Below are 13,228 nucleotides of genomic sequence, written 5' to 3' on the forward strand. Positions count from 1 at the left end.
AAAAAATCAATTCTTACAAATGTTTAAGCTTTCTGAAAGGTTGGTTAAAACTCTGGATACTCTACGGACCACTTAGTTGTTTGGTAACGAGGCGAAGGTCTGATGCTGAGTTCTGTTCTACCTGTTCTGGTTGGCGTTCTTTTCGAACTCGGACATTTGTGGCCCGCATTCCTTATGGGTCCGGAAAGTGTATTGGCTCTTTCAACCAACACTGCCCAATACATGGCCCCAGCCTGCGTTGTCGCGTTGAGTTTTTTGCACAGAGGCCAGAACAGCTCCCGAGACCCAAGTGCAACAATTTTGAAAGTCACATCAGAACCCAAGTGTCTTCCCCATCAAAGGAAAAGAGTTCTTCCTTGTTTGGATGAAAGATTGGTTGATCAGGTGTTTCTTCACGCCCAAGCAGTTCGAAACAACAGTCACCCAGTTCGACGTTCTACTTCCACGATCACAACGAGAATTGGATTGTAAATGTCGAGACCCAAAGATGAGGCCACCTCAGTGCTGGCCAGATTTAACGAGAGATTTGGCCTGGTTCAAAGGCACGTAATCACCATTCCACCCGCAAACAACGGAGCCGGCCCAGACAATAAAGCGTCTGGTGTGGTTCAGACCAACAATTCCAAGGCCAAAAAGGAGCCAAGCATGTCGTTGGACATTTCCAAACTAAGTGAAATCAAAGGTCTTCTGGGGGCGTGCCTCGTCGACAGTGATACTGGCCTTACTCTGGGTACAGAGGGCGGTTCCAAGTTTGATCTTGATACCGCAGGGGCAGCAAATGTTGAAGTCGTCCGTGCCAAACTTCAGGCAATTGAAGCTTTGAAGCTTAACGATACTATCGAAGACATTCTGATCACGCTTGGCAAACAGTTTCACCTGGTTCGTCCACTGGACAAAAACCCAAACATTTTTGTGTACGTCGCGCTAGACAAGAAGACCGCCAATCTGGGTCTCGCCCGACTACAAGTAAAAGCTGTCGAAGAAACGCTCAGCCTCTAGTCTGTAACGAAATGCCAAATGGACTTAGCCATCCCGTTATGGCTGAGTTCAGTTTACCCCGCATTGGTAACTGCGATAAACGGATCCAACGATAGAGTCGGAGGTCTTAAAATGAAAATACTCGTCGCAGAAGACGACAAAAAGACCGCCGATTTTGTCAACTCCGGGCTGAGAGCGAACGGCTTCAGTGTGGAGTGGTATGATGATGGCCGAGATGCTCTTTCGTATTGTTTGTACAACGAATGTGAGGCCATAGTCTTAGACCGTATGTTGCCTGGAATGGATGGTCTATCTGTTCTCAAGGCCCTGAGGGCAGCGAAGAAACAGACTCCAGTTTTGTTCCTCACATCAATAGGCGACGTTCAGGACAGAGTTGAGGGTTTGACCGAAGGGGCGGATGATTACCTGGTTAAGCCTTTTCATTTTTCAGAACTTCTGGCGCGCCTAAACAGCATTATCAGACGACAGCCGACCAGCATTGCCTCAACTGAGCTTCACGTCCACGATCTAACGATGAATCTGCTTAGCAGAGTGGTTAAAAGGCAAGACGTTAAAATAGAGTTGTTACCTCGTGAATTTGCGCTGTTGGAAGTTTTGATGCGGAATGCCGGTCGGATCGTGACACGCAACATGCTTTTGGAGCAAGTCTGGGACTACAACTTTGATCCAAATTCGACCGTGATCGAGACGTATATAAGTCGCTTGAGGTCGAAGATCGACAAACCCTTCGAGACGCCACTTTTGCACACGTCTCGAAACGTTGGATACAGCCTTCATGGGCCGCTTTAGCATTCTCTCAGGTGCCCCGTTCCGATCAGCTTGTTTCGCGGCATTGATAGTCTGGATCATAACTGCTATGTTTGGCTATGCTGCCTACTTAGCGCTTGCAGACAGGCTTCGCAGTGATCTCCAGCAACAAATCCTCGACGAAGAGCTCCTGCTTCATGAGATCTTACAGGACGGCGGCTCGGACGCAGTTCAGCGAGCAATTGAACATTTGAATAGTCCCAATCGAACTGGGCTTCACGTCGTCGCGCTGTTTAACCAGAACGGTTCAGCACTTGCTGGATCAATTGCGAAAACACCCGAAACGATAGGTTGGCACGAAGTCGATCCAGATTTTTTGAAAATCGGTGGGACCGCCCCTGTCTATCTTCTCCATGTATCAGAGTATCTTGGGTATCGCACAGTGGTCGCCCGTAGCCTGACAACAGTTAATCAGGCTTTGAAAACCCTTTGGGGAGGGTTGTTGCTGCTGACGCTTTCGATAACTGCCGCTGTCCTGGGTCTTGGCTACTACTTCAGTGCTCAAAACATCCGAAAACTCCAATGGATTGAGCGAAACCTCGACCAAGTCTTTCAAGAAGATGTCAATTTTCGTCTTCCCGTGTCAGATACAAGCGACCTATGCGATCGAATTTGCCATATGATCAACCGACGTCTCGATTGGATTTCGAGCTCACCCAACTGTTCTCAAACCGCTGCAGTCACAATTGCCCGCGATTTGAGGGGCCCACTAACGAACGGGTTCATGGCGCTACAAAAGGTGTATAGCGAAGTTGAATATGGTGGCGACCCGCGTCCAGGCCTCGGCGATTTAGAGAAAAACCTTAGGCGCATCAGAACTGTCTTCGACACAGTACTCAAAGTATCTCAGATCGAGGCAGGCGGCCATGAAGTAAGCTTCCAAACCGTCAATTTAAGTGCGCTCGTTGAGAATGTGGCAGAGGCGTTTCATCCGGTTGCGGAAGAAGCAGGTAAACACATCACCGCTGACTACAACGCTGACACGATTTTGATACGAGGCGACGAAAACATGCTTAAACGGCTGCTCGTCAATCTTGTGAATAACTCACTCCGGTTTTGCCCTTCTGGGTGTTGGATCAGGATTTCCCTTACGGCCACGACTGAAGCGATACAGCTGGTTGTTGAAGACAATGGACCGGGGGTTCCGGACCCACAAATCACCAAGATTTTTGACGCGTTTTTCCGAGCTGACCACCCAAAAAACGACGCCGGAAATGGACTTGGCCTATCGCTTGTTAAGGCTATCGCGATGCAGCACGGCGCACTTATCACCGCAGAAAACAACAAACCGGGCCTGCGGGTATGTGTGAGCTTCGGAAAGCCTCCGATTGCGGCCTGAACACAAGCGGAAGACTTGTGCAGCTCAGAATTCTAACCATCACCAGTACCACTCAGACCTGAAAGCTCAACCTCTTTGATCGGAAACACAATGATAAAAAATGCAATATTCCTAATGGCGCTCTTGCCTGCGAGTGCTGCGACGGCGGGCGAGACAGTATTCCAATGCACGTCAGAAACAAACGGAGAAGTAGTTCAGGTTTTTCAGGATACTGACCTCTCAGAAGCGCGACTGATAGTGCAGGATACAGAAGGCACAGCCTCGGTCGCACACGGTCTGGACGGCGTGACATTCATCCACGTCAAGCCTGACGAAGTCTGGACGTTGGTGCTCCACTTCCCAACCATGACCTATGAGTTGTCCACTCATAGTGCCACACCAATCGAAGATCATGGGCACTGCACAAAGAGTGAATGATCAATGCAAATCACTCGGTGTTCGCAGGGAAGATCGCAAAACCCTTTCAAAAACGTAAGGATGGTGAAAACCCGCTGGAAAGATCACGTTGCAAAAGATGCCGTCAGGTTCGGAACTGAATGCGAATACCCGACTGAGGAAGCACTCGTACCCCTCCTTGAGGGTATTACCGGTACCGTGAAGACACGGACCACTCACTCGTAAGCACGCCTCTCTCAGTCAAAGCACCGCGCCCTTCCTCCCCCTCGGAAGGGCGCGTTGTAAGTTCGCTTAAACTTGGCTTTTTGTTGCTTCCGGAAGCCGGCTGTGAGCTGACTGTCAAAAGTGGCTCGCTGTGCGCAATCGAGTGCAGCTTGTATGGACGCCAACGCATCGACTTTACTGAACTTCGTTGGGTCTGCATCGCTAGTGTTGCAACACATTCGGCCAAATTCCCCATTTTTCGACTGAAAATGCAGCTAAAACCCTCAGATCACATACTTGATCCGCCAGAACAGGTTCGTCGCTAGCCGAACCAAATGGTGACGACACAAAAACCGGACTGAAGAAAAATGAAACGCTCAAACATTGTATCTGGAGCAGCTTTTACTACCGCGTTGTATGCAGCGGTGGTCATACTTTTTTCGGTTGCAGCATTGGCATTCTTAACATTTGAAAGAATTCGTGGCGATTTGCAGCGTGAAATGGACTCGTTGTTAATCGATGAAATGCGTTTCATTCAGGAAATTCTGGACGACAACGACAACGATTCCGACGTTGTACAAGCGATTGATGACGCGACACTCTGGTTGCCGTTTGACACGAGTTTGATTGGCCTGTTCGACAAACAGGGGAAGCGTCTGGCAGGAAACATCGACGAATACCCATCCTTTCGCGGTTGGGGAGAGATTGAGGATGATGGCATTAACCTGGGGGGTGAAAAACGTATCCATCGTGTAAATGTGCAAACCTACCGTGGCTTCGTAATCGTGGTTGGTCGCGATCTTGCATTTGTAACAAGCACACTTCGATCGTTGGCTTGGTCTTTGGTTGCAATCGGATTAGGAGCAACGCTGTGCACGCTGTTGGTTGGCTACATCACCAGCATAAGAACATATCGCAAACTTGATCAAATGGCGAAGACACTCAACAAAGTCTCAAGAGGGGAAGTCAAGGCGAGGCTTCCGGTCGGCAAGAACAATGACCAGATCGACCGGGTTTCAAGGCTAATGAACAGCCATCTCGACAACCTGAGTGCTTTGATGTCAACAACACGATCAGCCGCCGCGGCCATTGCGCATGATCTGAAGAACCCGCTCACCCATGCTTACATCACACTTCAGCAAGCTAAGGATTCACTGCAATCGGATGGTCATTCTGTCGAAGCTATTGACCAAATTCAATCGGAACTTGATCGTCTAAAATGGACCTTTGAAACAGTTTTGCGGATCAATCGCATCGAAGAAGGCAACAGTTCCAAGGCGTTCAGCTATCTGGATTTGAATAGACTAGGTAGAGAAGCAGTTGAGAACATGATCCCACTGGCGGAAGTGAAAGGACAAAGCCTTAGATTTGCGGAGAACCAAGCAGGGCGCACGCTTATCGAAGGCGATGAGGGTATGCTGAAACAGCTCTGTGCAAACCTCTTGCAGAACTCTATTGATCATTGTCCGGAACATTCCAGAATTCTCCTAACTGTAGAACAAGAAGAAAGCACCATTACGCTTTCGGTTGTTGACGATGGCCCTGGCGTCCCCGAGAACACACTTGGTAAGCTTTTTGTTCCCTTCTATAAACTAGAAAGTGAACGGAATAGTGTTGGGAATGGTTTGGGTTTGGCGCTGGTGAAAGCGATCGCAGACCACCATTCATCGCTCTTAACGGCCACAAACAATTCACCTGGGTTGACTGTTTCAATTCAATTCGAAGTTGCGTAAGGGCACCTAATAGGTGAGCGAACCTATCTTGGTGTTTACGAAACTTGGAACCGAAGAAGGTAGTCGAACAACCAAAGCCGGGAGAGACTGTCTCGAAACAGCGACCATTCAAGGTGCCGACAGGGCGGGGAGGATCAAGCACGCTCAGGGCCTTTCTTTGACCCAACGCGGACAAAGAGTCTTCGAACAAGCGCGCCAGGTCCTAAATGGCGCACGGGAAATCACAAGCATTGCCGCCGAAATCTCTGGCATTGCGCGCGGCCCTCTGGCGGTGGGCTGCTTGCTCACCTTCGCGCAACTGGTCCTGCCACGGATGCGGCGCGGGTTTGAAACCGTTTATCCGGATGTCAGGGTTATCCAACGAGAACTGAACCAGGCAGAGATCTTGAATGCGTTGCAACGTTCCGAGATCTACATTGCGCTCACCTATGACATGGACATCCCGACGGACCTCAACTTCATCGGGCTTGTGCGTCTTTATCCCTTTGCATTGCTGCATTCTGGGCACGAGCTGGCTCAGCGAACATCTGTGTCGATGGCTGATCTGGCAGACTTGCCGATGGTTCTGCTCGACTTGCCGATCAGCACCGACTATTTTTTGTCTTTGTTCACAGCCTCTTCCTTGCAGCCCCGGATCGTAGAACGGACGCGCGACATGGCCGTGATGCGGTCAATGGTGGGCAACGCCTTTGGCTATTCAATTGCCAATGTGCGGCCGCAAAGCGATGTTTCGCCGGATGGCAGCCCTCTGGTCTGCGTTCCGATTTCAGGGCCCGTCCGGTCATTGCGCATGGGCCTTTTGACCACACATGGCGCGGACAAATCCCGCACCGTGCGGGCGTTTATCGACTACGCTCAGAATCAGGCCAGTTCTGGCGCCTTCGAAGGCATAAGAGGGGAGGCGCTAACGTGACGCTTTCACTGGAGGTGCTGGAGCGATTGATTGCGTTTGAAACGGTGAGTGATCGCTCAAATCTCGCCATGATTGCCTTTGTTGAGGACTTTCTGCGTTCTCGCGGGTTCCGCGTGCAGCGCATTGCAGACGCGAACGAGCCGAAGGCGGGTATTTTTTCCGAAATTGGTCCGTCAGTTGAAGGGGGGCTACTACTTTCTGCGCATTCTGACGTTGTGCCGGTCGATGGTCAGGTTTGGAGCGCTCCCCCTTTCAAACTGACACGGCAGGGTGGTCGGCTGTTCGGGCGTGGAACGACTGATATGAAAGGCTTTTTGGCGGAAATGTTGGCTTTTGCTGATACCGTGCAACACCACGACCTTCGAGCGCCTTTGAAGCTCTTGATTTCCTATGACGAAGAAATCGGATGTGTCGGGATTTCGCGTATGAAAGGCCAATTGCTTCCGCTACTGGGACGTCCGAAATTGGCCATCGTGGGCGAGCCGACCGAGATGCAGGTGGCGATTGGCCACAAGGGGAAGCGCGCATACCGAACCGACATTCGTGGTGAGGCCGGCCACTCTGCGCTGGCACCCCACTTTGTCAACGCACTTTATGTGGCTGTTGGTTTTGTCGAAAAGATACGCCAGATGCAGCAAACGGTTCGACAAACCGGAAGCCGTGACGACGCTTATGATGTGCCCTACACCACCTTTCATGTGGGGCAGCTCTTAGGCGGTGCAGCTCTAAATTTGGTGCCCGACAAAGCAACACTTTTGTTTGAGTTCAGACATTTGGCAGAGGATGACCCGGATAGCTTCGAGGCACAGCTACAGCAAGCAGCCAACGCGGTTATAGCGAGCTTTCCACCAGCCGCTCAAATCACACTTGAGAGGTTGGCAGGATATCCCGGGCTGTCGATCGCAGGCTCTGTGCCGGTGGTCTCACTGGTACAATCCTAGTGTGGTGGCGGCACAACCCACGTTGCCTTTGGAACCGAGGCGGGGATTTTATCCGAACTTGGGGTGGAGACGGTTGTTTGCGGGCCAGGGTCCATGGCTGAACAGGGTCACAAGCCCGATGAGTTCATTTCCATGCAACAGTTGGTTGCCTGTTCACTCATGCTGAAAAAAGGAGCAAATGAGATTTTATACAACCGCTAGATCAGTTCAGCGTCCGGTCACATGCAATTGTTTTGGCACCCCAAACCTCGGGCGCAACGCTCGTCGCGTATCAGCACATTTGATGCATCAACGTTTTGGCAGAGACTAACCATAGCTGCGAGAGCGATGGCTGAGAGGCATAGCTTCGGGCACTGACCGTGCTGTGTCTCTACCCTCCGGTGATCTGTCTGCTTGCCGAACCAGATCACGCATCGCCGCCAGGCAGTGCGTTTCACAGCGCGGACTCAGTGCATCATGAGCTTAAGACCTGTGTCTTGCGACCTTTCTCTGAGGACAGAAAAAAGGCCGCCCCAAATGGGACGGCCATTCTTTCACTGTCTCTGTTCAGAGGGTCAGGCGGTCAGAGCAGCCTGAGCTTTGGCGACGATCGCGCCGAACGCTTCCGGTTCGTGCACGGCTAGGTCGGCCAGAACTTTGCGGTCCACTTCGATACCGGCCAGGTTCAGGCCGTTGATGAAGCGGGAATATGTCAGAGCCTCGTCATGCGAACGGACGGCAGCGTTGATACGCTGGATCCACAGCGCGCGGAAGTTGCGCTTGCGGTTCTTACGGTCACGGGTTGCATACTGGTTGGCCTTGTCGACGGCCTGACGGGCAACTTTGAAGGTGCTCTTGCGGCGGCCATAGTAACCTTTGGCGGCCTTGATGACCTTCTTGTGACGGGCGTGAGTTACGGTTCCACCTTTAACGCGGGACATCTCTTAATCTCCTCTTAGCGGTCGTAGGGCATGTAGCCCTTGACGATCTTTGCGTCGGGGGCGGACAGGGTGGTGTTACCACGGGCGTCGCGGATGAACTTTTTGGTCCGCTTGATCATGCCGTGCCGTTTGCCGGCCTGGCCAGCAAGGACCTTACCGGTCGCAGTCACCTTAAAGCGCTTTTTGGCGCTCGACTTGGTCTTCATCTTAGGCATTTCCGTCTCCTTCACTCGGGTTCGGTTTCAAACGCGACTCGGCATGCCATCTCGGCCGGTCACGCAACAGATGCGCCGTTTACGCAAGTTCTGTCATGCTGGCAAGGGGGTTTTGACCAGAATCCGCGGATTCCGACGGCGGTCAGAGGCACCGGGGCGACGTAGGCCGCCCCGGTGAGATTGCTTAGTGCTCGAACTTGCGGATCTCACCGCTTTGCAGCCGTGAAGCGTAGGAGGCCAGCTCCTGCCGCACCACTTTCATCAGGAAGTAGAGCGCAAAGACGTTCACAACCGCCATCGCAAAGATCGCCGCATCCGAGAAGTCGATGACCGGGCCAAGGTTGGCCGCCGCACCGATGACAACGAAGATGCAGAAGATGATCTTGAACACCAGTTCCTTGGTGTGGCCTTCGCCGAACAGGTAAGTCCAGGCCTTGAGGCCGTAGTAGGACCAACTGATCATGGTTGAAAACGCAAACAGCACCACCGCAATCGCCAGGATGAACGGGAACCAGCTGAAGGCGCTGCCAAAGGCTGCCGAGGTCAGGCTGACGCCGGTATTGCCATCAACGGTTGCAATCGCGCTGCCTGCTTCGTTCAGCAAGTAGTTTCCGGTTTCTGGATCAATGAGCAGCTGCTGGGTGATGATGATCACCAAAGCGGTCATGGTGCAGATGACAACCGTATCGATGAATGGCTCCAGTAGAGACACAAAGCCCTCGGTGATCGGCTCCTTGGTCCGAACAGCCGAGTGGGCAATCGCAGCAGAGCCAACGCCGGCTTCGTTCGAGAACGCCGCACGTTTGAAGCCCTGAATCAGCGCACCAACCATGCCGCCTGCAACACCAAGCCCGGTGAAGGCACCTGTAAAGATCTGACCAAAGGCCCAGCCAATCATGTCGGCGTTCATGATGATGATCACCAAAGCAGCGGCGACATACATGACCCCCATGAAGGGCACGACTTTCTCGGTCACGCGCGCGATCGACTTCAGACCGCCCACGATAACGAGGAACACCACCACAGCGAACACAATGCCTGTGATCCAGCCGGGATAGTCGCCGACGATGCCTGCGATCTGCTGGTGAGCCTGATTGGCCTGGAACATGTTCCCGCCACCAAGCGCGCCCAGAATACAGAAGATCGAGAACAGAATCGCCAGAATTTTGCCACCTGGCAGGCCAAGTTCGTCGAACCCTTTGGACATATAGTACATCGGGCCACCGGAAACCGTACCGTCTTCGTACTCATTTCTGTATTTCACCCCCAGCGTACATTCGGTGAATTTTGAGGCCATACCCAAAAGACCGGCGAGAATCATCCAAAAGGTTGCGCCCGGTCCACCGATGCCAATGGCAACTGCCACACCGGCGATGTTCCCAAGGCCGACTGTACCGGACAGAGCTGTTGCCAAGGCCTGAAAGTGGCTGACCTCACCCGCGTCATTGGGATCCGAATAATCACCCTTCACCAGCCGGATCGCATGACCGAAGAAGCGAAATTGCACGAAGGCAAAATACAGCGAGAAAACCGATGCCGCGACGACCAGCCAACCTACGATCCAGGGAAAGCTGGTTCCCGGGAATGGCGCGAAGATTGTATTTACGAATGGACCTGTTAATTCGGCAAAGGCCTGATTGATCCGATCATCTAATCCTGGTGCCTCTTGCGCCAGAGCAGCGCTTGCCGTGAACAAGGATGCGACAAGCAGAGTAAGTAGTTTCAAAGTTTTCATTGTTCTGCCCCCTCAATTCACAACTGTGACAGGCACGTCGGCATGCATCACCAGATTCTGCGTCGAGCTGCCAAAGATGCGCTTTTTGATACCGTCGGCCGAGGATCGGCCAACGACAATCTGCGAGCCGTTGTTTTCAACCGTGATCGCATTCAGCGTTTCTGCCACGTCTCCGTGACGCACCACGCCTTGAGCTGTGAAGCCCGCTGCCTTCAGGCCGTCCACCGCAGGGGTGACGATGCGCGTTGTCGCCAGTTCAAGCTCCTCCTCGCGCCGTTTGTGACGTTGGGCATTTTCTTCAGGGGTCTGGAATGTGTAAGGCGACCATTCGATGACATAGGCCACCAGAAGCTCGCAGCTACCCATCCCTTTGGCCAATTCCTTGGCGAAGGTGAGCGCGCGTTCTCCGGTCTCTGTCCCATCCAGTCCGATGACAATTTTGTTTGTCATTTCGTTCCTCCATTTATGGTTGTTATCCGGGGCCCGTGCCCCCGGCGGGCGACCGGAACCTGGAACATGTTGAGTGATCGCCCTAGGGCCTTTATCGGGAATTTCCACCGGAAAATGAAATACAATCTGTAAGTTTCGCCCTAAACGGACAAAATTCGCTTAGAAATCAGAAGATTCTTGGTAAAACGGCCCACCCTGCAAGGCAGAGCGGGCCGTTTTGAAGCAACTGACGTGCCCCGTTATTCGGGATCAGTGCTGTAGATCAGGCGTTCGTCGCAGGGTGCCACGCGCAAAATATTGGTGCTGCCAGGCACGTTGAAAGGCACGCCTGCGGTAACCACGATCTGATCGGTCTCTGAGGCAAATCCACCGGCGCGGGCCGCGCGGGCTGCATTGACCACTGCGCTTTTGAAACGCTCAAGCTCGGGTGTCATGACGCAATTGCAGCCCCAACTGAGGCACAACCGGCGCGCAGTCCCCATCAGCGAGGTCATGGCAATGATCGGCACACCGGGCCGTTCCCGCGCTGTCAGTGACGCGGTGGTGCCGCTTTGTGTAAAGCAACAAATTGCCTTGATCTCAGTCTTCTCGGCAATTTCACGGGCAGCAGCTACGATCCCATCGGCCACAGTCGTGCCCTTTGCAGTGCGAGAGGCTGCAATGATCTGTGTATAGGTTGGATCAGCCTCAACCTCGATAGCGACCTTGTTCATGGTCTGCACCGCTTCGATTGGGTAAGACCCCGCCGCAGATTCCGCGCTGAGCATGATGGCATCCGTGCCTTCATAGATGGCGGTGGCCACGTCGGACACTTCGGCGCGTGTCGGCATCGGGCTTTCGATCATGCTTTCCAGCATTTGGGTTGCCACGATCACAGGCTTGGCTGCCCCACGGCATTTGCGCACGAGGCGCTTCTGGATCGGTGGCACCGCAGAAACGGGCAGTTCAACACCCAGATCACCGCGAGCGACCATAATGCCGTCCGAGGCATCCAGAATGTCATCAAAGGCTTCAACCGCAGCAGGTTTTTCGATCTTCGACAGAATCGCGGCGCGGCCATCGGCCAGCGCGCGCGCTTCGAACACGTCCTTGGCTCGCTGCACAAAGCTGAGCGCCAACCAATCGACGCCCAGCTGGCAGACAAATTCCAGATCGTCACGATCCTTGGCCGACAAAGCCGCCAAGGGCAGCACGACGTCCGGAACGTTCACCCCCTTGCGGTTCGAGATCGTGCCACCGATTTCAACCGTGCAGTTCGCAAAATCCTGTCCACATTCATCGACGATCAGGCGAATTTTACCGTCATTGACCAGAAGATGCGCGCCCGGTTCGAGCGCCGCAAAAATCTCGGGATGCGGCAAGCAGACACGCGCGCCATCCCCGGCAGCCGGGTCAAGATCCAGACGAAATGCTGCCCCTTCAGCAAGGTCTTCAGCATCATTTGCGAAGACACCTACCCGCAGCTTGGGGCCTTGAAGATCAGCAAGAATGGCAATCGGGCTGTCCAGATCCTTTTCCACCTGCCGTATGATCCGGTGCCGTTCACGAATCTCATCGTGGCTGCCATGGCTCATGTTCAGGCGGAACACATCTGCCCCGGCCTCGTGCAAAGCGCGAATAGTGTCATAGTCATTGGACGCCGGTCCCAGCGTCGCCACGATTTTTACATTTCTAAGGCGTCGCATTGTTTGTGCTCTCCTTGTCCCTCGGCAGTCACAAAATGTTACCGCAAACAGTCGTCGGGATGCTTATTGCGCAATTCCCTTTTTGACGCAACTGCCCTACACCTGCGGCAAACTTGATGGCAGGCTTATGACGTATTCTCCTTACTTTGTGCACGGCGAGGATCGCTCCTCCCGTTGGCTGATCACCTGCGACCACGCAACCAACACTGTTCCGCCACAGATCAATGGCGGAGACCTGGGCCTTCCAAGAGAAGATATGGAGCGTCACATCGCCTATGATGTTGGCGCCTATGAGGTGTCAAAACATCTGGGGGAGCATCTGAATGCCCCGGTGATCGCGGCCAATTTTTCTCGGCTGGTGATCGACCCCAACCGAGGTGAGGACGATCCGACCCTTTTGATGAAACTCTATGACGGCTCAATCATCCCCGGCAATCGTCATGCAGACATAGCCGAACGGGAGCGGCGTTTGAACCAATGCTATCGCCCGTATCACGATGCGCTTGAAAAGCTGGTCAATAAACCGGATGCCATCATCATTTCGATGCATTCGTTCACCCGACAACTCAGGGGTCGCGAGCCGCGTCCTTGGCATGTCGGCGTTTTGCACACACCGGATGAGAGGTTTTCGCGCCCACTGATCGATAGGCTCGGGGTCGAAGATGATCTGTGCGTTGGTGTAAACGAACCTTACACCGGCGTCCTCCCCGGTGATGCAATTGACAAACATGGGACAGCCCACAATCGGCCAAACGCCCTGATCGAGCTGCGCAATGATCTGATCGCAGACCACACCGGGCAACGGGCCTGGGCCGATCGCTTAGCGGTGATCCTGCAGGACGCCTTGGTGGCCAGCGACCTTTGATCCACGTCATTGTGACACCTCCATTT

13 protein-coding genes are annotated in these 13,228 nt (G+C 53.3%); 8 read left to right on the forward strand and 5 right to left on the reverse strand.

All coding sequences use genetic code 11. The features are described from left to right. Window positions 1-471 precede the first annotated feature (471 nt). From ACR0JX_RS16620 to ACR0JX_RS16650, 7 genes are all read left to right on the forward strand, one after another. Window positions 472-999, forward strand: a complete 528-nt coding sequence (locus ACR0JX_RS16620; protein WP_480544903.1) for a roadblock/LC7 domain-containing protein — start codon at window positions 472-474, stop codon at window positions 997-999. A gap of 111 nt (window positions 1,000-1,110) precedes the next feature. After that, window positions 1,111-1,788, forward strand: coding sequence for a response regulator (locus ACR0JX_RS16625; RefSeq protein WP_480544904.1), 678 nt, complete (start codon window positions 1,111-1,113; stop codon window positions 1,786-1,788). A gap of 67 nt (window positions 1,789-1,855) precedes the next feature. After that, window positions 1,856-3,145 (forward strand): sensor histidine kinase, encoded by a 1,290-nt coding sequence (locus tag ACR0JX_RS16630; protein ID WP_480544905.1) that lies wholly within the window; start codon window positions 1,856-1,858, stop codon window positions 3,143-3,145. A gap of 237 nt (window positions 3,146-3,382) precedes the next feature. Continuing rightward, window positions 3,383-3,562 (forward strand): hypothetical protein, encoded by a 180-nt coding sequence (locus ACR0JX_RS16635; RefSeq protein ID WP_480544906.1) that lies wholly within the window; start codon window positions 3,383-3,385, stop codon window positions 3,560-3,562. 551 nt (window positions 3,563-4,113) lie between these two features. Further along, complete coding sequence (locus tag ACR0JX_RS16640) at window positions 4,114-5,478, forward strand: sensor histidine kinase (RefSeq protein WP_480544907.1); 1,365 nt, start codon at window positions 4,114-4,116, stop codon at window positions 5,476-5,478. Between the two features lie 157 nt (window positions 5,479-5,635). Continuing rightward, window positions 5,636-6,391: a LysR substrate-binding domain-containing protein gene (locus tag ACR0JX_RS16645; RefSeq protein ID WP_480544908.1), complete on the forward strand. Its 756-nt coding sequence runs from the start codon at window positions 5,636-5,638 to the stop codon at window positions 6,389-6,391. Next, complete coding sequence (locus tag ACR0JX_RS16650; protein WP_480544909.1) at window positions 6,388-7,332, forward strand: M20/M25/M40 family metallo-hydrolase; 945 nt, start codon at window positions 6,388-6,390, stop codon at window positions 7,330-7,332. The genes ACR0JX_RS16645 and ACR0JX_RS16650 overlap by 4 nt, the downstream gene beginning before the upstream one ends. 554 nt (window positions 7,333-7,886) lie before the next feature. On the opposite strand, the gene rplT is transcribed toward ACR0JX_RS16650, so the two are convergent. From rplT to pyk, 5 genes are all read right to left on the reverse strand, one after another. Next, window positions 7,887-8,252, reverse strand: coding sequence for a 50S ribosomal protein L20 (gene rplT / locus ACR0JX_RS16655; protein ID WP_152457001.1), 366 nt, complete (start codon window positions 8,250-8,252; stop codon window positions 7,887-7,889). Between the two features lie 14 nt (window positions 8,253-8,266). Further along, window positions 8,267-8,467, reverse strand: coding sequence for a 50S ribosomal protein L35 (gene rpmI, locus ACR0JX_RS16660; RefSeq protein WP_010443552.1), 201 nt, complete (start codon window positions 8,465-8,467; stop codon window positions 8,267-8,269). A gap of 184 nt (window positions 8,468-8,651) precedes the next feature. Further along, entirely contained in the window at window positions 8,652-10,202 is a 1,551-nt protein-coding gene (locus tag ACR0JX_RS16665; protein ID WP_480544910.1) for an alanine/glycine:cation symporter family protein, read from the reverse strand. A 12-nt stretch (window positions 10,203-10,214) separates the two neighbouring features. Further along, on the reverse strand, window positions 10,215-10,652 hold the full coding sequence (locus tag ACR0JX_RS16670; protein WP_170531537.1) for a universal stress protein: 438 nt from the start codon (window positions 10,650-10,652) through the stop codon (window positions 10,215-10,217). Window positions 10,653-10,891: 239 nt separating this feature from the next. Beyond that, window positions 10,892-12,337: a pyruvate kinase gene (pyk, locus tag ACR0JX_RS16675; protein ID WP_480544911.1), complete on the reverse strand. Its 1,446-nt coding sequence runs from the start codon at window positions 12,335-12,337 to the stop codon at window positions 10,892-10,894. A 127-nt stretch (window positions 12,338-12,464) separates the two neighbouring features. Here pyk and ACR0JX_RS16680 point away from each other — a divergent pair, with 127 nt between their 5' ends. Beyond that, window positions 12,465-13,202, forward strand: coding sequence for an N-formylglutamate amidohydrolase (locus ACR0JX_RS16680; protein ID WP_480544912.1), 738 nt, complete (start codon window positions 12,465-12,467; stop codon window positions 13,200-13,202). Window positions 13,203-13,228: the final 26 nt, after the last annotated feature.

Source organism: Ruegeria sp. AH7, from assembly GCF_056541325.1.